Source organism: Mycobacterium bohemicum DSM 44277 (genome assembly GCF_001053185.1).
Lineage (GTDB): Bacteria > Actinomycetota > Actinomycetes > Mycobacteriales > Mycobacteriaceae > Mycobacterium > Mycobacterium bohemicum.
Genome location: NZ_CSTD01000003.1, coordinates 33,942 through 60,891, shown reverse-complemented (window position 1 = coordinate 60,891; position 26,950 = coordinate 33,942). Strand labels below are relative to the sequence as shown.

General features: G+C 71.3%; 24 protein-coding genes, 4 pseudogenes and 1 riboswitch. Of the genes and pseudogenes, 16 read left to right on the top strand and 12 right to left on the bottom strand.

Annotated features, from left to right (window positions below; translation table 11 throughout):
• Positions 1-3: 3 nt before the first annotated feature.
• From moeA to BN971_RS14705, 5 genes and pseudogenes are all read left to right on the top strand, one after another.
• Complete coding sequence (gene moeA / locus BN971_RS14725; RefSeq protein WP_085179406.1) at positions 4-1,209, top strand: molybdopterin molybdotransferase MoeA; 1,206 nt, start codon at positions 4-6, stop codon at positions 1,207-1,209.
• 24 nt (positions 1,210-1,233) lie between these two features.
• Positions 1,234-1,956 (top strand): phosphatidylserine decarboxylase, encoded by a 723-nt coding sequence (locus tag BN971_RS14720; protein WP_085179407.1) that lies wholly within the window; start codon positions 1,234-1,236, stop codon positions 1,954-1,956.
• A pseudogene (gene pssA, locus BN971_RS14715) lies at positions 1,953-2,769 on the top strand (CDP-diacylglycerol--serine O-phosphatidyltransferase); the annotation flags it as partial. The gene BN971_RS14720 and the pseudogene pssA, both read left to right, overlap by 4 nt.
• On the top strand, positions 2,768-4,909 hold the full coding sequence (locus BN971_RS14710) for an AAA family ATPase (protein WP_249262743.1): 2,142 nt from the start codon (positions 2,768-2,770) through the stop codon (positions 4,907-4,909). The pseudogene pssA and the gene BN971_RS14710, both read left to right, overlap by 2 nt.
• Before the next feature lie 168 nt (positions 4,910-5,077).
• Positions 5,078-5,986 (top strand): SDR family NAD(P)-dependent oxidoreductase, encoded by a 909-nt coding sequence (locus BN971_RS14705; RefSeq protein ID WP_085179410.1) that lies wholly within the window; start codon positions 5,078-5,080, stop codon positions 5,984-5,986.
• Positions 5,987-5,996: 10 nt separating this feature from the next.
• On the opposite strand, the gene BN971_RS14700 is transcribed toward BN971_RS14705, so the two are convergent.
• The 7 genes from BN971_RS14700 to napA are packed head-to-tail and all read right to left on the bottom strand — an operon-like array spanning position 5,997 to position 11,127.
• Positions 5,997-6,809 carry an enoyl-CoA hydratase-related protein gene (locus BN971_RS14700; protein WP_085179411.1) on the bottom strand — a complete coding sequence of 271 codons (813 nt, stop codon included), beginning with the start codon at positions 6,807-6,809 and terminating at the stop codon, positions 5,997-5,999.
• Entirely contained in the window at positions 6,806-7,828 is a 1,023-nt protein-coding gene (locus tag BN971_RS14695; RefSeq protein WP_085179412.1) for a TIGR03617 family F420-dependent LLM class oxidoreductase, read from the bottom strand. The genes BN971_RS14700 and BN971_RS14695 overlap by 4 nt, the downstream gene beginning before the upstream one ends.
• 8 nt (positions 7,829-7,836) lie before the next feature.
• The gene (locus BN971_RS14690) at positions 7,837-8,481 is read right to left on the bottom strand and encodes an LON peptidase substrate-binding domain-containing protein (RefSeq protein ID WP_090350242.1); all 645 of its coding nucleotides are present in this window, start codon (positions 8,479-8,481) and stop codon (positions 7,837-7,839) included.
• Complete coding sequence (locus BN971_RS14685) at positions 8,482-9,594, bottom strand: glutamate--cysteine ligase (RefSeq protein ID WP_090350363.1); 1,113 nt, start codon at positions 9,592-9,594, stop codon at positions 8,482-8,484.
• A 10-nt stretch (positions 9,595-9,604) separates the two neighbouring features.
• Positions 9,605-10,303: a superoxide dismutase[Cu-Zn] gene (gene sodC, locus BN971_RS14680; protein WP_085179415.1), complete on the bottom strand. Its 699-nt coding sequence runs from the start codon at positions 10,301-10,303 to the stop codon at positions 9,605-9,607.
• Positions 10,304-10,330: 27 nt separating this feature from the next.
• Positions 10,331-10,801, bottom strand: coding sequence for a LytR C-terminal domain-containing protein (locus BN971_RS14675; protein WP_211279774.1), 471 nt, complete (start codon positions 10,799-10,801; stop codon positions 10,331-10,333).
• Between the two features lie 17 nt (positions 10,802-10,818).
• Positions 10,819-11,127 carry a nucleoid-associated protein NapA gene (gene napA / locus BN971_RS14670; RefSeq protein ID WP_085179417.1) on the bottom strand — a complete coding sequence of 103 codons (309 nt, stop codon included), beginning with the start codon at positions 11,125-11,127 and terminating at the stop codon, positions 10,819-10,821.
• Positions 11,128-11,274: 147 nt separating this feature from the next.
• On the opposite strand from napA, the gene BN971_RS14665 reads away from it, so the two are divergent.
• From BN971_RS14665 to BN971_RS26465, 7 genes and pseudogenes are all read left to right on the top strand, one after another.
• Positions 11,275-11,868, top strand: a complete 594-nt coding sequence (locus tag BN971_RS14665) for a peptide deformylase (RefSeq protein WP_085179418.1) — start codon at positions 11,275-11,277, stop codon at positions 11,866-11,868.
• Positions 11,868-12,362 (top strand): annotated as a pseudogene (locus tag BN971_RS26305) (biotin carboxylase N-terminal domain-containing protein); the annotation flags it as partial. The gene BN971_RS14665 and the pseudogene BN971_RS26305, both read left to right, overlap by 1 nt.
• Positions 12,345-12,500, top strand: a pseudogene (locus tag BN971_RS26300) (hypothetical protein); the annotation flags it as partial. The pseudogenes BN971_RS26305 and BN971_RS26300, both read left to right, overlap by 18 nt.
• A 10-nt stretch (positions 12,501-12,510) precedes the next feature.
• Complete coding sequence (locus tag BN971_RS26470; RefSeq protein ID WP_428978063.1) at positions 12,511-12,717, top strand: GNAT family N-acetyltransferase, cg3035/Rv0428c family; 207 nt, start codon at positions 12,511-12,513, stop codon at positions 12,715-12,717.
• Positions 12,714-13,529 (top strand): exodeoxyribonuclease III, encoded by an 816-nt coding sequence (locus tag BN971_RS25825; RefSeq protein ID WP_085179420.1) that lies wholly within the window; start codon positions 12,714-12,716, stop codon positions 13,527-13,529. Before BN971_RS26470 ends, BN971_RS25825 begins: the two co-directional genes overlap by 4 nt.
• A gap of 171 nt (positions 13,530-13,700) precedes the next feature.
• A complete protein-coding gene (locus BN971_RS14655) occupies positions 13,701-14,141 on the top strand; it encodes a hypothetical protein (RefSeq protein ID WP_085179421.1) in 441 nt (146 codons plus the stop codon).
• Positions 14,142-14,692: 551 nt separating this feature from the next.
• Positions 14,693-16,606, top strand: a pseudogene (locus tag BN971_RS26465) (cation-translocating P-type ATPase); the annotation flags it as partial.
• Here the strand turns inward: BN971_RS26465 and BN971_RS26685 are convergent.
• A complete protein-coding gene (locus BN971_RS26685) occupies positions 16,578-16,892 on the bottom strand; it encodes an Rv1535 domain-containing protein (protein WP_249262742.1) in 315 nt (104 codons plus the stop codon). The pseudogene BN971_RS26465 and the gene BN971_RS26685 overlap by 29 nt on opposite strands.
• Positions 16,893-16,955: 63 nt before the next feature.
• Between BN971_RS26685 and BN971_RS14645 the strand changes: the two genes are divergently transcribed.
• Positions 16,956-17,231: a hypothetical protein gene (locus BN971_RS14645; protein WP_090350361.1), complete on the top strand. Its 276-nt coding sequence runs from the start codon at positions 16,956-16,958 to the stop codon at positions 17,229-17,231.
• Here BN971_RS14645 and BN971_RS14640 read toward each other — a convergent pair.
• The 3 genes from BN971_RS14640 to BN971_RS14630 are packed head-to-tail and all read right to left on the bottom strand — an operon-like array spanning position 17,228 to position 22,151.
• Positions 17,228-21,085 carry a SpoIIE family protein phosphatase gene (locus BN971_RS14640; RefSeq protein ID WP_085179424.1) on the bottom strand — a complete coding sequence of 1,286 codons (3,858 nt, stop codon included), beginning with the start codon at positions 21,083-21,085 and terminating at the stop codon, positions 17,228-17,230. The two genes, BN971_RS14645 and BN971_RS14640, sit on opposite strands and share 4 nt — an antisense overlap.
• On the bottom strand, positions 21,082-21,438 hold the full coding sequence (locus BN971_RS14635) for an STAS domain-containing protein (protein WP_276011431.1): 357 nt from the start codon (positions 21,436-21,438) through the stop codon (positions 21,082-21,084). The genes BN971_RS14640 and BN971_RS14635 overlap by 4 nt, the downstream gene beginning before the upstream one ends.
• Before the next feature lie 35 nt (positions 21,439-21,473).
• On the bottom strand, positions 21,474-22,151 hold the full coding sequence (locus tag BN971_RS14630; RefSeq protein ID WP_085179426.1) for a PAS and ANTAR domain-containing protein: 678 nt from the start codon (positions 22,149-22,151) through the stop codon (positions 21,474-21,476).
• Positions 22,152-22,223: 72 nt separating this feature from the next.
• Positions 22,224-22,333, top strand: a riboswitch (TPP riboswitch).
• Here BN971_RS14630 and thiC point away from each other — a divergent pair.
• The 3 genes from thiC to BN971_RS14615 all read left to right on the top strand — a co-directional run bounded on the left by thiC (position 22,324) and on the right by BN971_RS14615 (position 25,446).
• Positions 22,324-23,946 (top strand): phosphomethylpyrimidine synthase ThiC, encoded by a 1,623-nt coding sequence (gene thiC, locus BN971_RS14625; RefSeq protein ID WP_085179507.1) that lies wholly within the window; start codon positions 22,324-22,326, stop codon positions 23,944-23,946. (Overlaps the previous riboswitch by 10 nt.)
• On the top strand, positions 23,943-24,770 hold the full coding sequence (gene thiD / locus BN971_RS14620; protein ID WP_085179427.1) for a bifunctional hydroxymethylpyrimidine kinase/phosphomethylpyrimidine kinase: 828 nt from the start codon (positions 23,943-23,945) through the stop codon (positions 24,768-24,770). Before thiC ends, thiD begins: the two co-directional genes overlap by 4 nt.
• A gap of 49 nt (positions 24,771-24,819) precedes the next feature.
• Complete coding sequence (locus BN971_RS14615) at positions 24,820-25,446, top strand: alpha/beta hydrolase family protein (RefSeq protein ID WP_085179428.1); 627 nt, start codon at positions 24,820-24,822, stop codon at positions 25,444-25,446.
• Between the two features lie 3 nt (positions 25,447-25,449).
• On the opposite strand, the gene BN971_RS14610 is transcribed toward BN971_RS14615, so the two are convergent.
• Positions 25,450-26,904, bottom strand: coding sequence for a neutral zinc metallopeptidase (locus BN971_RS14610; RefSeq protein WP_085179429.1), 1,455 nt, complete (start codon positions 26,902-26,904; stop codon positions 25,450-25,452).
• Positions 26,905-26,950 lie beyond the last annotated feature (46 nt).

Here is a 26,950-nt window from a genome sequence, read left to right as displayed (position 1 = left end):
TGGGTGCGCTCCGTAGCCGAACACCAGCGTGCCGTCGCGGCGATGATCCGCGCGCGCCCGGCCGTGACGGTCGGGCTGCCCGACGCCCTCGGCCTCGCCCTGGCCGGTGACGTGGTCGCGGGGCTGGCGCTGCCGGTTTTCGACAACTCCGCGATGGACGGCTACGCGGTGCGGGCCGAGGACGCGGCGCCCGCGACGCCCGAGCGCCCGGTGGTGCTACCGGTCGCCGAGGACATACCGGCCGGGCGCACCGACGAGTTGACGCTGCAACCGGGCACCGCCCACCGCATCATGACCGGCGCGCCGATGCCGGCCGGGGCGACGGCCGTGGTGCCGGTCGAGGACACCGACGGCGGCGGGGAGTCGGTGGCGATCCGGCAGGCCCCGGCGCCCGGCCGGCACATCCGCCGGGCGGGCGAGGACGTCGCCGCGGGCACCACCGTCCTGCGCGACGGCCAGGTGGTGACGCCGGCGGTGCTGGGCCTGGCGTCGGCGCTGGGCATCACCGGGCTGACGGTGATCCCCCGCCAGCGCGTGCTGGTGCTGTCCACCGGCTCGGAGCTGGTGGCGCCGGGCGATGCACTGCGGCCGGGCCAGATCTACGAGTCCAACTCGGTCATGCTGGCCGCCGCGGTCCGCGAGGCCGGGGCCGAGGTGGTGGCGGTCGCCACCGCCGAAGACGATGTCGCGCAGTTCACCTCGCTGCTCGACCGCTACGCGGGGGACGCCGACCTCATCATCACCAGTGGCGGGGTGAGCGCCGGCGCCTACGAAGTGGTCAAGGACGCCTTCGGCCGCGACGGCGGCCAGGGCGTGGAATTCGTGAAGGTGGCCATGCAACCCGGGATGCCGCAGGGCCTCGGGCGGGTGGCCGGCACGACGATCGTGACCCTGCCCGGCAACCCGGTCAGCGCGCTGGTGTCCTTCGAGGTGTTCCTGCGGCCCGCCCTGCGCAGGGCCATGGGCCTGCCCGATCCCGAGCGGCCGCACCGGCCCGCCGTGCTGGCCGAGTCGCTGACCTCGCCGCGCGGCAAGCGGCAGTTCCGCCGCGCGATCCTCGACCACGAGGCCGGCACGGTCGTTAGCTACGGCCCGCCGGCGTCGCACCATTTGCGCTGGCTGGCCTCGGCCAACGGACTACTGGAGATCCCCGAGGACGTCGTCGAGATGCCCGCCGGGACCGAGCTTGCGGTGTGGGACCTCAGTTAGGCAATCGCTCCGTAAGATGGCCGCGTGGCACGACGCCCCCGCACGGTCGGTCCCACCGCCGAGGACCCCGCTTTCAGCCCGCTGCACATGCTCGAGCTGGTGCGCTCCGCGGTTCCACCGGTGCATCCCGCGGGTCGCCCCTTCGTCGCCGCCGGCCTGGGGCTGGCACTGGCCGGACGCCGGCACCGGTGGGTGCGCCGGGCCGGGCTGCTCGCCGCGGCCGGCTGCGCGGGGTTCTTCCGCCACCCGCCGCGCGTGCCGCCGGTGCGGCCCGGGGTCGTGGTCGCCCCCGCCGACGGGGAGGTCTGCGTGATCGACGCCGCCGCCCCGCCCGCCGAGCTCGGCATGGGCGACACGCCCCTGCCGCGGGTCAGCATCTTCCTGTCGCTGCTGGACGCCCACGTTCAGCGCGCCCCGGTGGGCGGCGAGGTGGTCGCGGTGCAGCACCGCCCCGGCCGGTTCGGGTCGGCCGATCTCGCCGCGGCCAGCACCGACAACGAACGCACCAGCCTGCGGTTGCGGACCGACACCGGCGCCGAGGTGGTGGTCGTGCAGATCGCGGGGCTGCTGGCGCGCCGCATCATCTGCGATGCGCGGGTCGGCGACAAGCTGTCGATCGGCGACACCTACGGCCTGATCCGGTTCGGCTCCCGGCTGGACACCTACCTGCCGGCGGGTGCCGAGCCGGTGGTGCGGGTCGGCCAGCGGGCGATCGCCGGCGAGACCGTGCTGGCCACCCTGTCATGATCGGCAGGCCGCACGGGATGCGGGCGGTCAACCTGCAGATCCTGCCCAGCGCGATGACCGTGCTGTCCATCTGCGCCGGCATGACCGCGATCAAGTTCGCGCTCGAACACCAGCCCAAGGCCGCGATGGCGCTCATCGCGGCGGCCGCCATCCTGGACGGCCTGGACGGCCGGGTGGCGCGCATCCTGGACGCGCAGTCGCGCATGGGCGAAGAGATCGACTCCCTGGCCGACGCGGTCAACTTCGGCGTGACGCCCGCGATCGTGCTCTACATGACCCTGCTGCCGAATTCGCCGGCGGGCTGGGTGGCGGTGCTGCTCTACGCGGTGTGCGTCGTCTTGCGGCTGGCGCGGTACAACGCGCTCCAGGACGACGGGACGCAACCCTCCTACGCCCACGAGTTCTTCGTCGGCATGCCCGCACCGGCGGGCGCCGTGTCGATGATCGGGCTGATCGGGCTCAAACTGCAGTTCGGTGCGGGCTGGTGGACGTCGAGTACGTTCCTGTGTATTTGGATCACCGGGACATCGATGCTGATGATCAGCAAGATCCCGATGCGAAAGATGCACGCCGCTGCGGTGCCCCCGAACTGGGCGGCCCCGCTGCTGGCGCTGCTGGCGATCTGCGCGGCGGCCGCAGTGCTGGCCCCCTACCTGTTGATCTGGGTGATCATCGTCGCCTACCTGTGCCACGTCCCCTTCGCGGTGCGCAACCAGCGCTGGCTCGCCGCCCATCCCGAGGCGTGGAACGACGCGCCCAGGCAGCGTCGCGCCGCGCGGCGGGCGACCGTCAGCTCACCCTCACCGCCCGGCTGAACACCTCCGCCGCGGACTCCCGCCGCGGTGTCGTCCGCCTGCACCCCAGCGCCGTTGCCGCCCTTGGCATTCGCGAGTGGGATGCGGTGTCACTGACCGGGTCGCGCACCACGGCGGCCGTGGCGGCGCTGGCCGACCCGGGCACCCCCGTCGGCACCGTGCTGCTCGACGACGTCACGCTGTCCAACGCCGGGCTGCGGGAGGACACCGCGGTGATCGTGGGCACCGTGACCGTCTACGGCGCGCGGTCGGTGACGCTGAGCGGCTCGACCCTGGCCACCCAGTCGATCTCGCCGGTCACGTTGCGTCAGGCCCTGCTGGGCAAGGTGATGACCGTCGGTGACGCGGTGTCGCTGCTCCCCCGCGACCTGGGGCCCGGCACGTCCACCTCCGCGGCCACCCGGGCGCTGGCCGCCTCGGTCGGCATCAGCTGGACCTCGGAGCTGTTGACCGTCACCTACGTCGACCCCGAGGGTCCGGTCAGCGTGCAGCCCAACTCCCTGGTCACCTGGGGCACCGGGGTCCCGGCCGGCACCGCGACGTCACGGCACGAACAGCTGAGCACCGGGACGCCGGAGATCCTGGTCGAGGAGCTCAAGGGCTCGCAGCCGCAGGCCACCAAGCTCGCCGAATGGCTCAAGCTGGCGCTCGACGAGCCGCACCTGCTGCAGACGCTGGGCGCGGCCACCAACCTCGGGGTGCTGGTGTCGGGCCCGCCCGGGGTGGGCAAGGTGACGCTGGTGCGGGCGGTGTGCGACGGACGCCGCCTGGTCGAGCTGGACGGCCCCGAGGTCGGCGCGCTGAACGCCGACGAGCGGCTCAAGGCCGTGATCTCCGCGGCGCAGCGGGTCCGCGACGGCGGCGGGGTGCTGCTGATCGCCGACGTCGACGCGCTGTTGCCGGCGGACCCCGAACCGGTGGCCTCCCTCATACTGGCCGAGCTGCGTGCCGCGGTCGCCACCGCCGGCGTCGCCCTGATCGCCACCTCCGCGCGACCCGACCAGCTCGACGCCCGGCTGCGCGCACCCGACCTGTGCGACCGGGAGCTGAGCCTGCCGCTGCCCGACACCGTCACCCGCAAGGCGCTGCTGGAGGCGCTGCTCAAACCCGTGCCCGCCGGCGATCTCGACCTCGACGAAATCGCCGGCCGAACACCGGGTTTCGTGGTCGCCGACCTGGCCGCGCTGCTGCGCGAGGCGACCCTGCGGGCGGCGTCTCGGGCCAGCACCGACGGGCGGCCGCCGCAGCTGAGCCAGGATGACCTCGTCGGCGCGCTGTCAGTCATCCGGCCGCTGTCGCGCTCCGGCAGCCAGGAGTTGACGGTCGGCTGGCAGGTTGGGGGGGTCACGCTCGACGACGTCGGCGACATGGCCGAGGCCAAGCAGGCGCTGACCGAGGCGGTGCTGTGGCCGCTGCGGCATCCCGACACCTTCGCCCGGCTGGGCGTCGACCCGCCGCGCGGGGTGCTGCTCTACGGGCCGCCCGGCTGCGGCAAGACGTTCGTGGTGCGCGCTCTGGCCAGCACGGGCCAGCTGTCCGTGCACGCGGTCAAGGGCTCCGAGCTGATGGACAAGTGGGTCGGCGCCTCCGAGAAGGCGGTCCGCGAGCTGTTCACCCGGGCCCGCGATTCCGCCCCGTCGCTGATCTTCCTCGACGAGGTGGACGCGCTGGCGCCGCGCCGGGGGCAGAGCTTCGACTCGGGCGTGACCGACCGGGTGGTGGCCGCCCTGCTGACCGAGCTCGACGGCGTCAACCCGCTGCGCGACGTCGTGGTGCTCGGCGCCACCAACCGGCCGGACCTGATCGACCCCGCCCTGCTGCGCCCCGGACGGCTGGAGCGGCTGGTGTTCATCGAACCCCCCGACACCGAGGCCCGCCGCGAAATCCTGCGCACCGCAGCAAAATCCATTCCCTTGAGCGCCGACGTCGACCTCGACGAGATCGCCGCGGGGCTCGACGGCTACAGCGCGGCCGACTGCGTGGCCGTGCTGCGGGAGGCCGCGCTCTCGGCGATGCGGCGGTCCATCGACGCCACCGACGTGACCGCGGCCGACCTCGCGGGGGCGCGGGCAACCGTGCGCCCGTCGCTGGATCCCGGCCAGCTGGACTCGCTACGGGCCTTCGCCAAAGCTCCGTAGCACGGCCGGGGCCGACGCGGGCGATCGCCGCGACGCCGGCCTCACCACCCGCGTGCGCTGCCGCCGCCGGGTCGCCGCCCGAGCGGTCTGGGCCGTCGTCGGCCCGCTGCACCGCGCCGTGGCGCCGCGGCTGATGGAGCGGGCGGCGGTGTGGCAGCGTGTACCGGCATGACCGAACATCCGACCGCTCTGCAGGTTGTCGAAGGCATCGACCTGTCCGGCCGGGTGTGCGTGATTACGGGTGCGTCGTCCGGGCTGGGCCGCGAGTCGGCCCGCGCGCTGGCCGCGGCGAGCGCGCACGTGATCCTGGCCGCCCGCGATCTCGACGCGCTGAGCCAGACCGCCCGGTGGATCGCCGCCGAGGTGCCCGGCGCCCTGACCTCCACGGTGACCCTCGACCTCACGTCCTTGGCCGGCGTGCGCGCGGCGGCGGAGACGATTCGGAGCCTGGCGCCGGCGGTGCACGTCCTGATGAACAACGCCGGCGTCATGTTCACCCCGTTCGGCAGGACCTCCGACGGCTTCGAATTACAAATCGGCACAAACCATTTCGGGCACTTCGAACTTACCCGGCTGCTGATCGGCCAACTTCAGGCCGCCGGCGGCGCCCGCGTCGTCAACCTGTCCTCGGCCGGCCACCGCCTGGGCGACGTCGACTTCGACGATCCCAACTGGGAACGGCGCGAGTATGACAAGTTCGCGGCCTACGGTGCGTCCAAGACGGCGAACATCCTGCACGCGGTCGAAGCCGACCGCCGCCTGCGCGGCTCGGGGATCCGCGCCTACGCCGTCCACCCCGGGACCGTGGCCACCGCGCTGGCGCGGTACATGTCGCGCGCGGACTTCTCCCGGCTGCGCGAGGTGGTCGCCGCCCGCACCGGCAGCCAGCTCGACCTCGCCGCTCCCGAGAACGGAGCGGCCACCCAGGTATGGGCGGCCACCAGCCCCGAGCTGGACGGCACGGGCGCCCTGTATCTCGAGGACTGCCGAATCAGCGAGGCGGCACCCTACGCCCACGACGAGCGCCGCGCCGCGCAATTGTGGGAGCTCTCCGAAAAGCTCTGCACCACAAGCTGATCGGTCACGGCTAGGGCAGCGGCGTCCACTCCCGGGAAAGCCGCGCGGTGAACCGCGGCGGCCTTCGATCGAGGAAGGCCGCGACGCCCTCGCGGGCGTCGGCACCGCCCATCACCCGCCGGTGCAGCCGGGTCTCCAGCTCCGCGACCTGCGCCGGCGGGTAGCGGTGCATCGCGGTGTCCCACAGCAGTCGCTTACACAGCGCCGCCGACATCGGGGCCACGTTGACCGCGATGTCGCGGGCGGTCTCGAGCGCATGGTCGAGCACCTGCCCGGCCGGCAGCGCCCGGCTCGCGATGCCGAGCGTCACGGCCTCGGAACCGGCGAACGTCCGCCCGGTGAGCAGGATGTCGGCGGCCACGCCCAGGCTGGTCAGCTGCGCCAGCGTCCAGTGCGCCATGCAGTCGGGGATCACCCCGCGGCGGACCTGGACCACACCGTATTTGGCGTCCTGCGCGACGATCCGGATGTCGGCCTGCAGCGCGATGGTCAACCCGATGCCGACGGCGTGACCGTTGAGCGCCGCGATCACCGGCTTGCGCAGCTCGAAGGCGGCCGGCGAGATCGGCGACGCCGTGAACCCGTCGTCGCCCCCGGGACTCTCGAAAGGCGTTGCGCCGCCGCCGAAGTCGGCGCCCGCGCAAAACGCCCGGCCCGCGCCGGTCACCACGATCGCCCGGACCTCGTCGTCGGCGTCGCAATCGCGGTACGCGCGGCCGAGCAGCTCCCCCATCTCGGGGGTGTAGGCGTTGAGGTGTTCCGGGCGGTTGAGCGTGAGCACCGCGACGCCGTCGGAGACGTCGACCACCAGGTCGGCGCTCATCGCGCGACCGGGGCCCGGTGCAGCGCGCCGATCAGGTCGGCCAGGTCGGCGCCGGCGGGCGTGTAACCCGGGAAATAACAGCACACCTCGGCGGCCCGCTCGCCGAAACGCGCGACGATCTGCTGCGCGCAGTCCTCGGGCGTCCCCACCACCCCGATCCGGGCGACCATCGGGTCGGTGATCAGCCGGCGCATCTCGGCGAACCGGCCCTGCTTGGACAGCGCGTTGAGCTCGGGCTGGATCTCGGCCCAGCCCTCGGCCTCCAGCACCGGCCGGTAGGCCGGGGTGGAGCCGTAGAAGGAGATGAGCGCCGCCACGCCGTTAACCGCGGCGGCCAGCTGCGTCTCGTCGCGCCCGACGGCCACCATGGCCTGGGCGATGATCTGGAATTCGCCTGCCGTGCGGTGCGATCGGCGCAATCCCTCCTCGACCGCGGGCAGGGTGCGGTCGGTGAAGTGGCGGGCGCTGTTGAAGGGCATTACCAGCAGCCCGTCGGCGACCTGGGCGGCCGTGCGCGTCATGATCGGGCCGAGCGCGCCCAGCAACACCGGCGGCGGCCCGTACGGGTTGGGGCCAGGATTGAAGTTGGGCGCCATGATGGTGTGGGTGAAGAATTCGCCGCGAAAGTTCAAGGGCTCGCGGCCTTCCCAGGCCGCGAACACCGCCTTGATGGCGGCGACCGTTTCGGCCATCCGCGCCGCCGGCGGCTCCCACTTACTGCCGTAACGCTTTTCGATGTGGGCCCGCACCTGCGAGCCCAGCCCGAGCCGGAACCGGCCGCCGCTGTAGAGCTGCAGGTCGTAGGCGGCGTGCGCCAGGTGCAGCGGGCTGCGCGGCGGCGCGATCGCCACGTTGGTCATCAGCCGGCAATCGGTCGCGTCGGCGGCGATCAGCAGCGGGAAGAACACGTCGTGCTGGCCCTCGAAGGTGAACAGCCCGTCGGCGCCGGTCGCGGCGATCTCGGCGGCGCTCGCCCGCGCCGCGGTCGGCGAGCCGTCGACCTGAAGATGTACCTTCATTCACCCATCTATTCGGAGAGCTGGAACTCGACGATCGCGGCGACCGCGTCGACCGCCTCGCTGAGGGCGCCCACGCGATCGGCGGCCGTCGGCGCCGCCAGCACCGAGTAGCGGTCGGCGGTCCCGATCGGGAGCCGGGATGCCAAGGCGAACAGGCGTTGTCCCGGATCGTCGCCTTCGTCGCGGCCCAGCAGCTCCTCGCGATCCGGCAGCACGGCGTCGCGGGCCTCCGCGATCCGTTCGAACAGCGCCATCACCCTGTCCTCGATGTCGAGCACCTGCGCCGCCGTCACCGGCGGCCCCGGCTCGTCGGGCCACAGGGTGACGGTCGCCCGCGGGTAGGGATCGTCGGGCAGCCACTGCGCCACCCGGATTCGCTCACCGGTCCGGCACCGCAGCGTGTACAGGCCCGCGCCGTGCTCGGCCCACTCGGTGATCCGACACACGACGCCGACATCGCACCGGGCGTCGTCGCCGCCGACCTCCCGTCCGCGCAAGATCATCACCACGCCGAACGGGTCGCCGTGGCCGGTGCAGTGCCGCACGAGGGCGCCGTATCGCGGCTCGAAGATCCGCAGCGGCAGGTCCTCGTCGGGCAACATCGCCGACTCCAGCGGAAACATAGGCAGTTCAAGGGATTCCGGGAATTCCATTTAGATCTCCAACTCACCGACCAGTGCGTCGACCACCGAGCGCAGGTCGCCGTCGTGCTCCTCGGCGACCCGCCGCTGCCGCTGATAAGAGGCGCCCTGCCGCGGAATGTCGGCCACCGCGGCCAGCTCCTCGCAGCAGTTCAGGGACTTCGCGACCGGCTCCAGCCGCGTCAGCACGTCGGCGAGGTCGTCGGTGACCAGTCGCTCGTTGCTGTCGGCGTCGAGAATGATCACGGCGTCCAGCCCGTAGCGCGCCGCGCGCCACTTGTTCTCCTGCACATGCCAGGGCGGCATGTTCGGCAGCGTCTCGCCGGCGTCCAGCCGGCGGTCGAGGTCCACGACCAGGCAGTGCGTCAGGGCCACCAGCGCGCCGAGCTCGCGCAGGTTGGACACCCCGTCGCAGACCCGCACTTCCAGCGTGCCCAGATGCGGGGACGGCCTGATGTCCCAACGGATTTCGTTCATGTGGTCGATGATGCCGGTCTTCTTCTGGTCATGGACGAAGTCCTCGAACTCCTTCCACGTCTGGAACTGGAACGGCAGCCCCGCGGTGGGCAGCTGCTGAAACATCATCGCCCGGTTGCTGGCGTAGCCGGTGTCCTCGCCCCCCCACCAGGGCGACGACGCCGACAGCGCCAGCAGGTGCGGGTAGTACTTCAGCAGCGACGACATGATCGGCATCACCTTGTTCGCCGAGGAGATGCCGACGTGCACGTGCACGCCCCAGATCAGCATCTGCCGGCCCCACCATTGCGTGCGCTTGATCAGCTCGGCGTAGCGGGGCGCGTCGGTGAGTTTCTGCGTGGACCACCGCGCGAACGGGTGGGTCCCGGCGGAGAACAACTCCATGCCGCGGTCGCGGACGATCCGCCGGGCCGGCCCGAGGGTGTCGCGCAGGTCGTCCATCGCCTCGCCGGCGTTCGCGCACACGCCGCTGACCACCTCGACGGTGTTGCGCAGCAATTCCTTGTGGACGCGCGGGTTTTCGCCGATCTCGGCGATCACCGCGGTGGCTTCGTTGCTGAGGTCGCGGGTCTGCGCGTCGACGAGCGCGAACTCCCACTCAACCCCGATGGTCGGCCGCGGCGAGGGCGCGAAGTCGATGCGCTCGATCGGCTGGTGGTTAGCCCGTACCGATGACACCGCACGCTACCCGCTTGCCGGCGTCACCGGTCGTCATGGTCATCTCGTCGGGGCCCGCCGCTCCGCCGGTCTGGTTGTACCGGTCGGCGGGGATGTTGGCGAAGTTGTCGGCGCCGGCGTGGATGATGATGGCGGTCTTCTCGCCCGTCAGCAGGTCCTGCATGGCGAAGGCGTCCGTGGTGGTGACGAGCATGGCCGTCCCGTCCTTGCGGACCTGCAGCGAGGTCAGGTCGCCGCTGGCCGGCTCGCCGGAATGGCCGGGCGCCTGGAAGTGTCCGCCGGCGGACTGGAAGTCCCCGGGCGCGCCGCCGGTGGGAGCGACCGAATTCGGTTCGCACTTACCCGTTTTGTGAATGTGCACGCCGTGGAATCCCGGCGTCAGCCGGCCGGGGCCGCTCGTGGCGATCGTGATGGTGGCGAACCCATTCCCGAAGTCGAACCTGGCCGTCGCCACCTCGGTGCCGTCGGGCGCTTTCAGCCGGGCCATGACGCCCTGCGCCGACGGCTGCGCGGCCTCGCCGCCCGGGCTGGACGAGGGGCCGGGGGCCCCGGTCCATACCGCGGGCGTGGTGCCCGGGCTGGTGGAGGCGTGCTGGGGCGAGGAGCACGCGCCGAGCAGCGCGACGCAGGTGGCCGCCGAGAGTGCGAACAGGGTGCGGTGACCGGAGAGGCTGGGCATAGGCGAAGCCTAACGTCTAGGCGGGCGTCAGCCGGCAACCAGGACGATGACGCCGGGCGGCTGGCTGGCCAGGGCGGGAATGCGCGGCTCGACGGCGGCCCCCAGGTTCTTGCCGACCGCGTCGGCGGTGTCGTGCTCACCGTCGGCGTCGGTGTAGTACACCGTGGTGGTCGAGACGTCGGACAACGACAGATTTCCGACATCGGTGACCTTGAAACCGGCGGCCGTGAGCTGATCTTTCGTGCGCGCGGCGACGCCCTCCTTGGAGGAGATGTTGTAGACGCGCACCTCCGCCTGGTTGGCGGCGGGCTTGTTGGCCGGCGAAGCGGAGCTGGTGGTGCTGGTCACGGAAACCGGAGACGCCGACTCGTCGTCGGAGTTCCCGGACGAACCCAGGGCCTGCCAGCCCAGCAGCAGGAAGATGACGCCCAGGAACAGCAGCACCATCACCATGGCCCGCAGCGGGAGGCCCGTGGAATCGGGAACTCGCTCTTTCACGAGCCCACTGTAGCGACTCAGGTCACCTCGAAGCCGAGCCGCCGCGCGGCCCGCGCTTTCTGACGGCTGGCCCGCAGGCGTCGCAGCCGCTTCACCAGCATGGGGTCGGCCGCCAGCGCCTCGGGTCGATCGACGAGCGCGTTGAGCACCTGGTAGTACCGCGTCGCCGACATCGAGAACAGTTCCTTGATCGCCTCTTCCTTCACTCCGGCGTACTTCCACCACTGACGCTCGAAGGCCAGGATGTCGTGTTCGCGGCGGGTGAGGCCATCAGCGATCTCCGAGGCGTCCCCCGATCGATCTGCCCGCGCCATGGCGCTGTCCATATCGCTTCCCCTGGACCCTTCCGGCGATTCTCGAACTGCTCTACTCATTTGACTTACCTAGGGGCATGTTTCGGCGCTTATTGAATCACGCCCCGAACTCTCAAGCCGTCATCAAGACCCGCGAGTCGTGCGGTACCTTTGCCGACCATGGCAGTCGTACCCATTCGCATCGTGGGAGATCCGGTCCTGCATACGCCGACGACGCCCGTGCCCGTCGCCGAGGACGGGTCGCTGCCGGCCGAGCTGGCCGAGCTGATCGCCACGATGTACGACACCATGGACGCCGCGCACGGGGTCGGCCTGGCCGCCAACCAGATCGGCCGCGGGGTAAGGGTGTTCGTTTACGACTGCGCCGACGACCGCGGGATGACGAACCGCCGCCGCGGCGTCGTCGTCAATCCGGTGCTGGAGACTTCCGACGTTCCCGAGACCATGCCCGACCCGGGGGTCGACGAGGAAGGCTGCCTGTCCGTGCCCGGCGAGTCGTTCCCGACCGGCCGGGCCCAGTGGGCGCGCGTGACGGGACTGGACGCCGAGGGCCAGCCGGTGGACATCGAGGGCACCGGCCTGTTCGCGCGGATGCTGCAGCACGAGACCGGGCACCTGGATGGCTTCCTGTACCTGGACCGGCTCATCGGCCGCTACGCGCGCAGCGCGAAACGGGCGGTCAAGGCGCACGGTTGGGGCGTGCCGGGGCTGTCGTGGCTCCCCGGCGAGGGCCCGGACCCGTTCGGTCACTGATGATCTCGTGGCCGCGCCCGGGGACGCGGGTGACGGTTCGCTACCGGCGGCCGGCCGGCTCGGTACCGCCCCTGACCGACGCGGTGGGCCATCTGCTGGAGATCGATCCGGTGGTGCGGGTCCGCACGAAGACGGGGACGGTCGTCGAGTTCGCCCCCGCCGACGCCGTGGCGGTGCGGGCGCTGACCGCCGTCGCCGAACTCAACCAGGCCGGCGGGCACCCGCCCATCCGCACGATCGCGCTGTACACCGACCCCGACGCCGACGCGTGGTTCGTGCGCGAGGCCGACGAGGCCGTGCCGCTGGGCTCGCCGACCTACGTCGACCCCACCGACGGCGCGCGCCGCTCGCGCTACCTGGACGAGGCCGCCGTCGTGGCGGCCCTGCGCCGCGCCGACGCCGACTCCGTCTGGGTCGGCTGGGGGTTCGTGGCCGAGCACGCGTCGTTCGCGCAGGCCTGCGAGGAGGCCGGCATCGTGTTCGTCGGCCCGGACAGCGCGACCATCCGGCTGCTGGGCGACAAGGTCGCGGCCAAACGGGTCGCCGAGCAGGCCGACGTCCCGGTGGTGCCCTGGAGCCGCGGCCCGGTCGAGGACATCGCCGAGGCCACCGCGGCCGCCGAGCGCCTCGGCTACCCGGTGGTTGGGCCTGTCGGCGGTCCGCGCCACCGACGAGCCGTCGGCGGCGCGCCTGTGCCGGGCGCTGATCGGCTGGGGCGGCGGGCGCGGCGCCACTCGCGCCTATTTGGTGGTTTCCGAAAGCCGATCGCGGACTGGGCCGCTCGCCGATTCGCTGGGTTTTCGCTTCCACCATCGCCGCCGCTACGTCCCGGCTACGGTCGAGGCATGAGGCTCGCCACGTGGAACGTCAACTCGATCCGCACCCGCCTGCCCCGCGTGATCGACTGGCTGTCGCGCGCCGACGTCGATGTGCTGGCGATGCAGGAGACCAAGTGCTCCGACGGCCAGTTCCCCGCCCTGCCGTTCTTCGAACTCGGCTACGAGGTCGCGCATGTCGGTTTCAATCAGTGGAACGGCGTGGCCATCGCCTCGCGCGTCGGCCTCGACGACGTGCAGATCGGCTTCGAGGGGCAGCCCAGCTGGAGCAGCAAACCGGAGGTGGCGGCCGGCGCGGAGGCGCGCGCGCTGGGCGCCACCTGCGCCGGCATCCGGATGTGGAGCCTCTATGTACCCAACGGCCGCGCGGTCGGCGATCCGCATTACAGTTACAAGCTGGAATGGCTTGCCGCCCTGCGGGATACGGCATCAGGTTGGCTGAGTGCGGACCCCGGGGCGCAGATCGCGCTGGCCGGTGACTGGAACATCGCCCCCACCGACGACGACGTCTGGAGCACCGAGTTCTACGCCGGCGCGACCCACGTCTCCGAGCCCGAGCGGCGCGCGTTCGGAGCGATCGTCGAGGCTCAATTCGCCGACGTGGTAAGGCCGTTCACCCCCGGGCCGGGGGTCTACACGTACTGGGACTACACCCAGCTGCGGTTCCCGAAGAGGCAGGGCATGCGCATCGACTTCATCCTCGCGTCACCGGCGCTGGCCGCCCGGGTGACGGGCGCGCAGATCGTCCGCGAGGAGCGTAAGGGCAAGGCGCCCAGCGATCACGCGCCGGTGTTCGTCGACGTCACCGACCCGCGGCAAGGTTAAGCGCAGGCAAATTACTTGCCGACTCGCGTTGTAAGCGCGTGTCCGACGTGGCAGGCTTTGGCTTGTCAAGTACTAAATCAAGTCGCGCTGTGCCGTTAACTTCGCGTTCAGCTGGGTAGCCAATCCCCAGCGCGAGTTCGTGGCGGGAGCATCGAAGACCAGGGAGTCATCATGAGTGTCATCGGCGGGGCAGTCCGAGGCGTCGGGCAGGCGGTGAATCGTGCGGCCACCGCAACCACCGCGGCCGCCGGCGCCGTGGGCGGCGCGGCGGTGAACGGGATCGTCGGCGGCGTAACGGGAGCCGCGGAGGGCGTCAAGCGCGGGGTCAGCAGCGGCAGCCATTCGGCGCCGGCGGCCGCGCTGGCCTTCGGCGCGCTCGGCGTGGCCGGCCTGGTCGAGTGGCCGGTGCTGCTGGCCGTGGGTGGCGGCGCGTTGCTGCTGCAGCGGCTGAACCGCAAAGAGCAGGCGCCGGCCAAGGCCAACCTCAAGCCGGTACCGGCGGCGTCGGCGCCCGAGAAGCCCGCCCCGCAGAAGACCGCGAGCAAGCCGGCGGCCAAGAAGACCGCGGCTCGCCGGGCCGGCGGCGCCGCAGCGTTGCGCAGCACCAACTGAGCAGGGATCGTTCGAGCAACACTTTGAGCATTGCCACCTCAATACGACGATCCCTGCCCGCGCGCGCCGTCAGCGCCGGCGTCGGCGCCGCGACCACGCTGGCCACCATCGCCGCCATCCCGGTGCGGGAGGGCGCCAGGGCGCTGACCGGCGACGCCTCGCCTCCGGTGCTGAGCCGTCGCTGTTGGCGCGGGGCGGACCGCGCCTGGCTCGAGGTGCGCGGGCTCGACGGTGACGATCCCGACGGGCTCGCAGCCCGGGTGCTCGAGGCGATCCGCGCGCACCCCGGCGTGACCTCCGCGAGCCTGAACCACCCGCTGTCTCGCGTGGTCGTCGGCCTGCGCGGGCCGGACACGTCGCTGCGGGATCTGTGCCGACTCCTTAATGAAGTCGAGAATTCAAGCGGCGCAAGGCAACCCGGCCACGTCCCCACCACCACGGCGAGCCTGCCGGGTGACGGCCTGGTGCTGGCGACCCGGGCCGTGACCGTGGGCGCGACCGCGGCCGGGCTGGGCATCGCGCTGACCGGCCGCGCCCTGCACTGGCCCCGGATGCCCCTCGGCGTGCTGGCGGGGGTGGTGGCGGTGGACTACCAGCCGTGGCTGCGCCGCCTGGTCGAGGACCGCATCGGCAGGCCGGCGACCGACACCCTCATGACGCTGGCGGTGGCGGCGGCCGAGGCGGCCACGCAGTCGCGGGCCGCCCTGTCGGTGGGCTTTGCGATGCAGTCGCTCAAGGCCGCCGAATGCCGCGCCGAGGCGCGCGCCTGGCAGCGTCACGAACCGGAGCTGGCCCGGTACGCCGATCAGCCGGACGCCGGCGCGTCGGCCCGCCTGAAGCCGCCGCGCGGCCGGCCCCGGGACAGTCACGACAACACCTTCGCGCTCGTCCAGGCGCTGAGCACCGGCCTGGTCGGCGTGACCACCCGCAACCTGAACATGGCGGCGACCGCTTTGCTGGTCGCCACGCCCGCCGCCAACCGCACCACGCCCGAGGCCTTCGCCGCGGCGCTCGGAAAGGGCCTCGCCGACCGGCACGCCGTGCTGCCGTTGCGGCCCGAGGCGTTGCGCCACCTGCACCGCGTCGACGCGATCGTGATCGACCCGCGCGTGTTGTGCACCGACGTCCTGCGCGTCTCCCGCATCCGCGGGGCCGACGACCGCGAGCTGTCCGCCGCGTGGAACCGCGCCCAGCTGATGCTGGAAATTCGGGGGGCCGTCGCCGGCTCGTCCCCGCCGCGCCCGGCCACGGCCCACCTGCCCTTCCGGTCAGGCCGGTCGTTCTCGGCCTCGGTCGCCGACCACGAGCTGACCCTCAAGGGCGCCCCGGAGGTCGTGTTGAGGGCCTGCGCGGACACCGAAGACGAGGGGACGGTCGCCGAGCTCGCCGCCAACGGGCTGCGGGTGATCGCGGTGGCGCGGCGGCGGCTCACGCCGCAGGAGGCCGGGGCGATCGAAGACAATCCCGACGACATCGCCGAGCTCGCCCGCGACGGGCTGGAACTGGTCGGGTTCCTCGGCTTGTCCGACACCCCGCGCGCCGAGGCCGCCGGCCTGCTCGCCGACCTGCGCCGGCTCGACGTCGGCGTCAAGCTCATCACCGGCGACCATCCGATCACCGCGAAGGCCATCGCCGCGGAGCTCGGACTGTCGGCGACCGCCGAACAGGTGATCAGCGGCGCCGAGTGGGATGCGCTGTCGCGCAAGGACAAAGAGCGGGCCGTCACCGAACGGGTGATCTTCGCCCGGATGACACCGGAGAACAAGGTCCAGGTGGTTCAGACGCTGGAGAGCGCCGGGGTGCTGTGCGCGATGGTGGGCGACGGCTCCAATGACGCCGCCGCCATCCGGGCCGCCACCGTCGGCATCGGCGTCGTCGCCGGCGGCAGCGACCCGGCCCACATGGCGGCCGACGTCGTGCTGATGGACGCCCGGATCGAGGGGCTGCAGCACGCCATCACCGAAGGCCGCCAACTGTGGCAGCGGGTGCAGGCGGCGGTGTCGGTGCTGCTCGGCGGCAATGCCGGCGAGGTGCTGTTCGCCGTCATCGGCAGCGCGATCACCGGGACCTCGCCGCTGAACACCCGGCAGTTGCTGCTGGTCAACATGATGACCGACGCGCTGCCCGCCGCGGCCCTGGCCGTCAGCAAGCCCAGCGGCCCCTCAGGCATCGGGGCCAACGGCAAGCGCGGCCCGGATCAGCCCGAGTTGTGGCGGGCCGTCGCGATCCGCGGTGTCACCACCGCCGCGGCGACCACGGGGGCGTGGGCGATGGCGAGCGTCACCGGCCGCCCGCAGCGGGCCTCCACCGTGGCGCTGGTGGCGCTGGTGGGCGCCGAACTGGGTCAGACGCTGCTGGACTCGCGCGCCCCGCTGGTGGTGCTCACGGCGGCCGGCTCGTTGGCGACCATGGGGACGTTGATCAGCATTCCGGTGGTCAGCCAGTTGCTTGGCTGCACACCGCTAGGGCCCCTTGGGTGGACACAGGCTCTGGGGACAGCAGCCGCGGCGACCGTCGCGATTGCGGTGCTGAACGGTGTTTCGCAAAGTTGGGGCAGGTCGGACACGCCGCCACCACTACCCGCTGCCCCGTCGCGCAACGGCGACGCGCCCGGTTCGACTGGCGAATATCCACCACGCCGACCCGCCACAGCAGCGCATAGAGTTCCAGCAGGGGCACCCTCAGCACCGAGGCGATCGACGAAACGAGCGGATCGGCCGCGGGGTCGGGCGCTAAATCGATCCGAGACATAAGACCGACGGTGCTGTCAGCACCCGGCGGGAGGGCAAACCCTTCGTTACGGAAAGGCAAATGATGGCGGAAAAGAAGGCCCGCAGGGGGACGTCGCAGCGCGAGGCGGTGGCGAAGATCCGCGAGGGCGAGACCTTCGTGGTGAACCTGCCCGTGATGGGTTCGGTCGAGATTCCGCGGCCCGAGCAGCTGGCGTACTTCGGGGGGCTGGCGGCCCTGGCCGCGTTGGAGCTCATCGACTGGCCGGTGGCGGTGGTCATCGCGGCCGGGCACTTGCTGGCGGCCAACCACCACAACAAGATCCTCGAGGAGCTCGGCGAGGCGATGGAGGAGGCCTAACTCGCTCTCAGGTCGAACTCCAGCGTGACCTGGGTGCCCGAGCGGGACCGCACCGTGTCGACGCGGTTGGCCAGGCCGCTCATCAGCGTGAGCCCGCGACCGCGCCGCCGGCTGCGCAGGCTGGCCGAGGAATCACCCGCCCAGCGGCCGGTGTCGCTGACGGTGACCGAGACGGTGTCGTCCCGCAGGAACGCCTCGACGGACACGGTCTTGCGCGGCTCGCCGAGACTGCCGTGCTCGATCGCGTTGGTCACCGCTTCGCCGGTCGCCAGCAGGATGTCCATTTCGCGACGCGCCGGCAGGGCCAGGCCCCTCAGCCATCCCCGCAGCCGGTCGCGCCCGACCGGGATCTGGGCCGGGGCGGCCGCAAGCACGGTGGCGAAGCTGCGCGCGGCCGAGTGACTGGGGCGCAGCGCGAGGACGACGACGTCGTCGCGGTAGCCGCCGGGCGGCACCATCGCCGTCAGCAGTTCCCCGCAGACCGCCTCCACCGGCAGGCCGGCGCAGCGGGCGGCCGCGGACTTCAACCGCGCGAACCCGTCGTCCAGCGTCTCGCCGGCCCGCTCGATGAGCCCGTCGGTGTAGAGCAGAATCAGGGTTCCCGGCGGCAGGTCCGCGGTCGCGGTGGAGTCGGGGCCGTCCGCGCCCTGATCGGGGTGTGTCGAGACGGCGACCGGGGGACGGCGCCCGGCCTCCAGGTACACCGGCGGGCGGCCCGGGCGGACCAGCAGGGGGTAGGGATGGCCGGCGCAGCTGTAGCTGACCCGGCCGGCACCCGTCTCGGTGTCGGTGTCGACGACCGCGTAGGCCACGGTCGCGCAGCGCGCGCCCGCGACGCTCGCGGCGTAGCGGTCCAAAGCGCCCAGCACTGCGGTGGGCTCGGCGGCGGTGAGCGCCGAGGCCGCCACCGCGGCGCGCAGCCTGCTCATCACGATGGCGGCGGGCAGGCCGTGGCCGACGACGTCCCCGACGGAGATCGCGGTCGTGCGGGACCGGTTCAGCGGGGTGACCGAATACCAGTCGCCTCCGACCCGCATCGCCTCGCTGGCCGGCTGGTAGACGGCCGCCACCACCGCGGCGGTGGAACCGTGATCCAACTCCAGCAGGTGTTCCTGGAAGTCGATGGCGATGCGGTGCTCGTGCGCCAGGAGGCGGACCCGTTCCAGCGCCGAGGAGGTGAGCTCGGCCATCCGGGCGAACATCTCGAGCTCGCCCTCCCCGAACTGGCGCGGCGCCGGCCACAGCAGGGCGAGCTCACCGATGACGCGGCCGGTGTGATCCCGCAACGGGTGCGCGAGGCACGCGCGCACGCTGCCGGCGGTGTCCTGCACGGCGTGCCGGTACCGGCTGGGCAGCAGGAACGTGTCGGTGATGACCATGGGCTCGCCGGTGCGGACGACGTCGGCTCCGACCAACGGCGCATCCAGCGGGGCCACGTGATAGCGGTCGCGCAGCTCGACGGGAATGTCGCCGGCGTACTCGAATCGGATCTGACGGTCGTCGTCCAGGACACCGATGGTGACGGCGGCGGCATCGCGCGGACCGAACGCCGAGGCCAGCACGGCGTCGAGGAGCCCCGCGACCGAGTCGCTCGCTTGCAGCGCGGCGTCGAGTTGCATCAGGCCGGACGCCTGATGCAGCTGCGCCTCCCGGCGCTGGCGGTCGCGTTCGCGGGCCGCGGCGGACAACCTCGACGCCACCCGGTCGATCAGTTCCTGGGAGTGGAACGGCTTCGGCAGGTACTCGTCGGCGCCGCCGGCGAAACCCTGACTGACCGCCTCGGCGCCGGCCCGGGCCGACAGCATGATGACCGGCGTGGTCGCCACCGAAGGATCGGCGCGAACGGCGGCGACGAAGTCGAAGCCGTCGAGGCCGGGCATCATGACGTCGGTGACGACCGCGTCCGGGTGCAGCCTGCGGGTCGCGGCCAGCGCCGAATCCCCGTCGGCGACCAGAACGGTGTCCCAGTGGGCCGACAGAACGCGGTCCAGATGGGCCCGCATGTCGGCGTTGTCGTCGGCGACGAGCACCAGCGGGCGGGTCCGGTCCGGCGGGGCCGGCGCGGCCTCGCGCTCCTCCGGCGCCGGGGTCACCCACTGACGCGCTTCGGCCACATAGGGATTGGTTTCGTCCAACAGCACGCCGGGCGGCTGACCGACCACCGCGCCGAGGGATCGCGGCAGCCTGATGGTCACGGTCGTCCCGCGATCGAGTTGGCTGGCGATCTCCACCGATCCGCGTTGCAGCTCCACCAGCCCCCGGACCAGCGACAGCCCGATGCCGGTGCCCTCCACGCTGCGGCCGCGGGCGTTGTCGGCCCGGTAGAAGCGCTCGAACAGGCGGCCCAGGTCTTCCGGGCCGATCCCGACGCCGGTGTCGCGCACCTCGAGCACGCAGTGCGACGAATCGGCGCGCACGGTGACCGAAATACCGCCGCGCAGCGTGTATTTGACGGCGTTGGACAGCAGGTTGAGGACGATCGTCTCCCACATGCCCGGGTCGATGTCGGCCGGCGCGGGTTCGCAGTCCAGGACCAGGTCGAGGCCGGCCCGCTCGCACAGCTCGGTGAACGACGACGCGATGTGTTCGGTGAGCGCGCCGACGTCGGTACAGATCAGCCGCGCGTTGGCACGGCCGGCCTCGATCCGGGAGAAATCGAGCAGCGAGTCGACCAGGCGCAGCAGCCGCCGCGCGTTGCGCGCCGCGGTGCTCAGCCGGTCGGCCTGGACGCTGTCGGGCGCCGCATCGGAGGTCGCGTCGTCGAGCGGGCCGAGCAGCAGCGTCAAAGGCGTGCGGAACTCGTGGCTGACGTTGGTGAGAAACGCCGTCTTGGCCCGGTCCAGCTCGGCGAGCGCGTCGGCCCGCCGGCGCTCCTGCTCGTAGGAGGAGATGGACGCGAACGCCGACGACAGCTGGTCGGCCAGCAACTGGCAGAAGCCGCGGTACTGCGCGTCGAGGGGACGCCGCGGGTTGGTCCCGACCACCAGCGCCCCGAGGGTCGGCGCCTCTCCCAGCGGCAACACCAGGGCCTGCTCGCAGCAGTAGTCCCCGAGGGCGCCACCGATGCCGGGGATCGCGGCGGCCACCTTGTCGATGAGCCGCACCTCCGCCCGGGATCGCGACGCCGCATCCCAGGCCGTCAGGCCGGCCAGCTCTCGGGGCAGCAGCGGCGCCACAGCCGGCGTCGCTCCGCGCAGCGTGATCTCGCCGGCCTCGGGTTCCTGGGCGTAGACGGCGACGAACGGAAGGTCGGCCGCCTGCGTGGCGCAGGCGGCGACGGTGGCGTCGACCGCCTCGGCAATGGTCCGGGTCTCCATGATCGCCGCGGCGACGGCATTCAGCAGGTGCAGCCGGCGCTCGCTCAGCACCCGTTCGGTCGTCTCGATCACCGCGCAGAAGATGGCGGTGACGGCGCCCGCGGCGCCGATGATGGGGCTGTAGGTGAACGTGAAATACCGCTCCAGTGGGACCCCTTCGGTCACCAGCGCCAGCATCAGGTCGTCCGACCACGTCGCCCTGCCGGTCGCGACGACACCGGCCAGCATCGGACCGATCTCGTCCCAGATCTCCGACCAGACCGGCTCCGCGGGGGAGCCCAGCGCGGCGGGATGCTTGTCGCCCAGGATGTGCGCGTACCCGTCGTTGTAGACCAGGAAGAGTTCGGCTTCACCCAGCCACAGCACGATGGGAAACCGGGAGGTCAGGGCGATGGCCACCGCCGCCCGCACTTCGGACGACCACGTCTGCGGCTCGCCCAGAGGGTGTGCGGCCCAATCGAATTCGGCAAAGCGGCGGCCCATCTCACCACCGAGCTCGACGGCCGCGGCCAGGTCGGCGGGCAGGCGGGCGGTCATTGCCCCGGCTTGCGGTGCAGCGCGTCGGACACCGTCGGGTAGATCTCGAGCACGCGGTCGAGTTCGGTCACCTGGATGGGCCGCAGGACGTGGTCCTGGTCGGCGGCCAGGCGCACCGCCGTGCCACCTTCCTTGCCCTTTTCATGACAGTCGAGAACCGCGTTGAGGGCCGCGCTGCCGAAGAAGGTCACCGGCTGCAGGTCCAGGACGACCAACCGGGCCGGGTGGGCCTCGGCCAGCTTGAGCGCGGCCGTCAGGTGCGGAGTCAGTTCGTCGACCGTGCTCGAGTCGATGTCGCCGGCGACCTTCACGACCACAGCGTCGTCACGGGACTCGTGGTCGACAACCAGCATCTGCACGCCCTCACGCCTCGGATTTGTTAAGTATCTTAATCTTCGGCAAGAACCCGTTCATGCGCCGTCAGCAAGACGTGGTCGAACTGGCTTTGCACCGCGGCCGTGGGGATCGGCAGCGTCGCGATGTCGTCGAGCAACTGCTTTGCCAGCGCCCGCAACTTGACGTTGGTCTCCTGGGACCGCCATTGCAGGACGCGGAAGGCTTGGTCGGCGCTCACCCGGTAGACGAACATCAGCACCCCCTTGGCCTGCTCGATCGCCGCCCGGCTCTCGAACAGGTCGGGCAGGGCCGTGTCGAGGACTTCCTTGCGGGTCTCGTCCCGGGTCTCGTCGAAGGTGTCGGTGAGGTCGATGAAGTAGCCGGCGGTACCCACCACCACGCCGGCGTCGTCGAGCATGCGGTCGGCCACCAGGATCGCGTCGTGCACGTTGCCCGCGGTGTCGACGAACCGGTGCCGGCTGGAGAACGACTCCTCGGACTGCAGGGCGTGATCGAGCAACTCCTGGACGTGGGCGCGGTCGTCCGGGTGTTTATGGGACAGCATCAGTTTCGTGGTCGGCACGACGGTCCCGGGTTCGTAGCCGTGCATCCTGGCCACCTCGTCGGACCACTCCCACCGCTGGCCCACGAACCAGAAGCGGATGGCGCCGACGTTCAGGTACCCCGCAGGGGCCTCGGCGGGCGCGCTCGCGGACGTTTGCTGCTGCACGTTGACATCTTTCCATTCCGGGGACGCCCGGGGCTACCGGTGCGATGAGGGGGTAACGTCGGCTACGGATCATCAACAAGACACGGGAGCGCACGCCGAGTGCGCTGAGAGGACGGCTGGGGCCGTCGACCGTACGAACCTGACCGGGTAATGCCGGCGTAGGGAGATGGACATGACCGTCACCGTCGAACCTTCGGTTACCACCGGGCCGATCGCCGGCAGCGTCAAGGCCTACCGGGAACTGGACGGCGTGCCCGGAGCCCGGGTGCCGTTCCGCCGGGTGAACCTCTCCACCGGGGAGCACTTCGACCTGTACGACACCTCGGGGCCCTACACCGATCCCGATGCGGTGATCGACCTGTCGGCCGGGCTGCCGGCCCGGCCGGGGGTGGTCCGCGACCGCGGCACCCAGCTGCAGCGCGCCCGGGCCGGGGAGGTCACCGCCGAGATGGCGTTCATCGCCGCCCGCGAGGGGATGCCGGCCGAGCTGGTGCGCGACGAGGTCGCCCGCGGCCGCGCCGTGATCCCGGCCAACCACAACCATCCCGAGAGCGAACCGATGATCATCGGCAAGGCGTTCGCGGTCAAGGTGAACGCGAACATCGGGAACTCGGCGGTGACGTCGTCGATCGCCGAGGAGGTCGACAAGATGGTGTGGGCCACCCGCTGGGGCGCGGACACCATCATGGACCTGTCCACCGGCAAGAACATCCACGAGACCCGCGAGTGGATCCTGCGCAACTCGCCCGTGCCGGTCGGCACGGTGCCGATCTATCAGGCGCTGGAGAAGACCAACGGCGACCCCACCGAACTGACCTGGGAGCTCTACCGCGACACCGTGATCGAACAGTGTGAGCAGGGCGTGGACTACATGACCGTGCACGCGGGTGTGCTGCTGCGGTATGTGCCGCTGACCGCCAAGCGGGTCACCGGCATCGTGTCCCGCGGCGGGTCGATCATGGCGGCGTGGTGCCTGGCCCATCACCGGGAGTCGTTCCTCTACACCAACTTCGAGGAGCTCTGCGACATCTTCGCGCACTACGACGTCACCTTCTCCCTCGGCGACGGGCTGCGGCCCGGCTCGATCGCCGACGCCAACGACGCCGCGCAGTTCGCCGAGCTGCGCACGCTGGGCGAGCTGACCAAGATCGCGAAAGCCCATGGCGCACAGGTGATGATCGAAGGCCCCGGGCACGTCCCGATGCACAAGATCGTCGAGAACGTGCGGCTGGAGGAGGAGCTGTGCGAGGAGGCCCCGTTCTACACGCTGGGCCCGCTGGCGACCGACATCGCCCCGGCCTACGACCACATCACCTCGGCGATCGGTGCGGCCATCATCGCCCAGGCCGGCACCGCGATGCTGTGCTACGTCACCCCCAAGGAACACCTGGGGCTGCCCGACCGCAAGGACGTCAAGGACGGCGTCATCGCCTACAAGATCGCCGCGCACTCGGCCGACCTGGCCAAGGGCCATCCGCACGCCCAGGAGCGCGACAACGAATTGAGCAAGGCGCGCTTCGAGTTCCGCTGGCACGACCAGTTCGCGCTGTCGCTCGACCCCGACACCGCGCGGGAATACCACGACGAGACGCTGCCGGCCGAGCCGGCCAAGACCGCGCACTTCTGCTCGATGTGCGGGCCGAAGTTCTGCTCCATGCGCATCACCCAGGACGTCCGCGACTACGCCGCGGCGCACGGCCTGGACAGCGAGGAGGCGATCGAGGCGGCCATGCAGGAGAAGTCGCAGGAGTTCGCCGAGCACGGTAACCGGGTGTACCTGCCGATCACCCAGTGAGCTTCCTGCCACTGCCTCCACCCGGCACCACCCCGGTGCGGGTGCTGTCGATCGCGGGGTCCGACTCGGGGGGCGGCGCGGGCATCCAGGCCGACATGCGGACGATGGCGCTGCTTGGCGTGCACGCGTGCGTCGCCGTGACCGCGGTGACAGTGCAGAACACACTGGGCGTCAAGGGCTTTCACGAGGTTCCTTCCGATGTGGTCGCCGGTCAGATCGAGGCGGTGGTCGCCGACATCGGGGTGCAGGCCGCCAAGACGGGAATGCTGGCGTCGTCGAGGATCATCGGCGCGGTCGCGGCGACGTGGCGGCGGCTCGGGTTGACCGTCCCGCTCGTCGTGGACCCGGTGTGCGCGTCCATGCACGGTGACGCGCTGCTGGCCCCGGATGCCCTGGGTTCGCTGCGCGAGGAGCTCTTCCCGTTGGCGACGCTGGTGACGCCCAACCTCGACGAGGTGCGGTTGCTGGTGGGCGTCGACGTCGTCGACGAGGCCTCCCAGCGCGCGGCGGCCACGGCGCTGCACGCACTGGGCCCACGCTGGGCGCTGGTCAAGGGCGGGCACCTGCGGTCGTCGGACCGCAGCCGCGACCTGCTCTATGACGGCGCCGACTTCCACGAATTCGACTCCCCGCGGTTGCCCACCGGCAACGACCACGGCGGGGGCGACACCCTGGCCTCCGCCGTCGCGTGCGCGCTGGCGCACGGGTACACCGTGCCCGACGCCGTCGCGTTCGGGAAGCGTTGGGTCACCGAGTGTTTGCGCGCCGCCTATCCGCTGGGCCACGGCCACGGCCCGGTCTCTCCGTTGTTCCGGCTCACATGATTGCCCGACTCCTACTCCGTCCGTTCCGGACGGCATCGTCGTCGGGCGCATGAACCTCGATCCGATCGCCGGCGTCGCGCACCCGCCCCAGGTTTCCCCGGCGGGCGTCGTCGTGCTGACCCACGGCGCTGGCGGTAACCGGGATTCCGCACTGCTGCAACAGGTTTGCGACGAATGGGCGGCCCGCGGCTGGCTCGCGGTGCGGTACAACCTGCCCTACCGTCGCCGCCGGCCCACCGGTCCGCCATCGGGCTCGGCCGCCGCCGACCGGGCCGGGATCGTCGAGGCGATCTCACTGTGCCGCGGGCTGGCCGATGGTCCGCTGATCGCCGGCGGCCACTCCTACGGCGGGCGGCAGACCTCCATGGTGGTGGCGGCCCGCGAGGCTTCGCCCGTCGAGGTGGACCTGCTGACGCTCTTCTCCTACCCCGTGCACCCACCGGGCAAGCCGGAACGTGCGCGCACCGAGCATCTGCCCGGCATCACCACTCCCACCGTCTTCACGCACGGAACGTCGGATCCCTTCGGCACCCCGGACGAATTGCGGGCCGCCGCCGCGCTCATACCCGCGCCCACCGAAATCGTCGAGATCGCCGGGGCGCGCCACGACCTGCGCTCCAAGAGCCTGAACGTGCCCGCGCTGGCCGTCGATGCGGCGCTGCGCCTGCTGGGCTGACCGTCAGCCCTGATAGCGCGAGTAGCAGGCGTCCATGTTTCCGGTGACGCCGCCGCGGAACGCGGCGATCCGCGTGAAACCGGCCGGGACGGAGGTCCCGTCGGCGTCACTGGCCACCATGTGGTTGGTGAGCAATCCGGCGACGGCCTCGTCGAGGTCGCCGGCGGTGAGCAGCAGTTGCTTGTGGTCGGGCAGGTCGATGGGTTCGGCCATCTTGCGGTGCACCACGCCGGTCAGGCACGCCGTGCGCAGCGCCGTCCACGGGCTCTGCATCGGCAGGCCCCGTTCGTGCTGCACCGCCAGCGCGTACCGCGACATCACGATCGACAGCGCGGTGTCGTCGCCCTGCGGCAGCGTGCGCTCCCTCTCGTCGGCGACCGCGCCCATCGCGGCCAACGACTTCAGGTCCACCACGATGGTGTTGGTGGCCGGGCAGTAGGAGGCCGGCGGGCTGGGCTTGGCGTCGGCACAGTCGGCGGGACTGTAGGACAACGTCGGCGGGGTTTTGGGCGCAAAGATCTGACCCAAGAGTTCCATCAACGTCGAGAGCGTGTCTTCGTTGATCGGCACCTCGCCGGTTTCCCGATCACCCGAGTTGTCGATCCGCAAGGCGTTCGGCAGGTCCCCGCGGCGCTGCTCGACTTCCTTCGAGTTGATCCCGGCGCAGGCGGAGGCGCCCGTGGTGAAACCCATCTGGAAGGCGCTGATCCGGTCCAGCGCCGACCCGTGTTCGTCGTCGTTTTGCGTGTCGGAATCCATCACCGGGTCGCGCGTGGTGATGATGCCCGCCAGCACGTGGTCGACCCCGTCGGCGGTGCTGAGGGTGAAGCGCGGCGACTTCCCGTCGGCCACCCAGAACAGGTAGACCCCGGCGAAGCAATCGGCCTGTTGCTCGCGGACGATGGTGGGGTCTTGCCTCGTCACCAGCTTCGCCATCTGTTGCAGGGCGTGACCGAATTCGTGCGCCAGCACGGCGTTGACGGCCATGTCACCGAAATAGCGCTGCGCGACGGGCATGAATACCCCGCGATCCCAGGCAATGAGGTTGCAGCGCAACGTGTAGAAGGCGTTGACGAGCTTGTAGGTGTCGTTGTGGCAAACGATCGGGCTGTTCGGGTCTTCGGAATTATAGGAAACCAGTTTGCCGACCGGCACGAATTTTCCCTTCAGGGAATCGGCGTATACCGACTGCCAGTAATCCTCGATGTCGTTGACCGACAGCAGCGACAACTTGTCGATCGCCCCGTTGTCGGTGTTGACCACCGTCCCTGTCGGGCTTGGCGCGTTCGTGCGGATTCCGCTGGGGCCGTTGGTGGCCGGCAGGCCCGCGACCCGGAACGGGTCGTTGAGCATCGACAGCGCCCGGCCCTCGACGAAGGTGGCGCAGCCCCCCGCCACGAGAATCGTGGCCGCCAAGGCGGAGGCCTTCAAGCGTAGGCCGAGCCGGTGCTTCCCCATAGAGAACTCCATCCCGACCGGGCTGCACGGCAGCATCGAAAGGATC

Excerpts from the sequence above, each read along its gene's own strand:
- BN971_RS14705 (WP_085179410.1), top strand. The coding sequence starts at position 5,078 with ATGACCGAACATCCGACCGCTCTGCAGGTTGTCGAAGGCATCGACCTG.
- BN971_RS14700 (WP_085179411.1), bottom strand. The coding sequence starts at position 6,809 with ATGAGCGCCGACCTGGTGGTCGACGTCTCCGACGGCGTCGCGGTGCTC.
- BN971_RS14695 (WP_085179412.1), bottom strand. The coding sequence starts at position 7,828 with ATGAAGGTACATCTTCAGGTCGACGGCTCGCCGACCGCGGCGCGGGCG.
- BN971_RS14690 (WP_090350242.1), bottom strand. The coding sequence starts at position 8,481 with ATGGAATTCCCGGAATCCCTTGAACTGCCTATGTTTCCGCTGGAGTCG.
- sodC (WP_085179415.1), bottom strand. The coding sequence starts at position 10,303 with ATGCCCAGCCTCTCCGGTCACCGCACCCTGTTCGCACTCTCGGCGGCC.
- napA (WP_085179417.1), bottom strand. The coding sequence starts at position 11,127 with ATGGACAGCGCCATGGCGCGGGCAGATCGATCGGGGGACGCCTCGGAG.
- BN971_RS14665 (WP_085179418.1), top strand. The coding sequence starts at position 11,275 with ATGGCAGTCGTACCCATTCGCATCGTGGGAGATCCGGTCCTGCATACG.
- BN971_RS25825 (WP_085179420.1), top strand. The coding sequence starts at position 12,714 with ATGAGGCTCGCCACGTGGAACGTCAACTCGATCCGCACCCGCCTGCCC.
- BN971_RS14655 (WP_085179421.1), top strand. The coding sequence starts at position 13,701 with ATGAGTGTCATCGGCGGGGCAGTCCGAGGCGTCGGGCAGGCGGTGAAT.
- BN971_RS26685 (WP_249262742.1), bottom strand. The coding sequence starts at position 16,892 with ATGTCTCGGATCGATTTAGCGCCCGACCCCGCGGCCGATCCGCTCGTT.
- BN971_RS14645 (WP_090350361.1), top strand. The coding sequence starts at position 16,956 with ATGGCGGAAAAGAAGGCCCGCAGGGGGACGTCGCAGCGCGAGGCGGTG.
- BN971_RS14640 (WP_085179424.1), bottom strand. The coding sequence starts at position 21,085 with ATGACCGCCCGCCTGCCCGCCGACCTGGCCGCGGCCGTCGAGCTCGGT.
- BN971_RS14635 (WP_276011431.1), bottom strand. The coding sequence starts at position 21,438 with ATGCTGGTTGTCGACCACGAGTCCCGTGACGACGCTGTGGTCGTGAAG.
- thiC (WP_085179507.1), top strand. The coding sequence starts at position 22,324 with ATGACCGTCACCGTCGAACCTTCGGTTACCACCGGGCCGATCGCCGGC.
- BN971_RS14615 (WP_085179428.1), top strand. The coding sequence starts at position 24,820 with ATGAACCTCGATCCGATCGCCGGCGTCGCGCACCCGCCCCAGGTTTCC.
- BN971_RS14610 (WP_085179429.1), bottom strand. The coding sequence starts at position 26,904 with ATGGGGAAGCACCGGCTCGGCCTACGCTTGAAGGCCTCCGCCTTGGCG.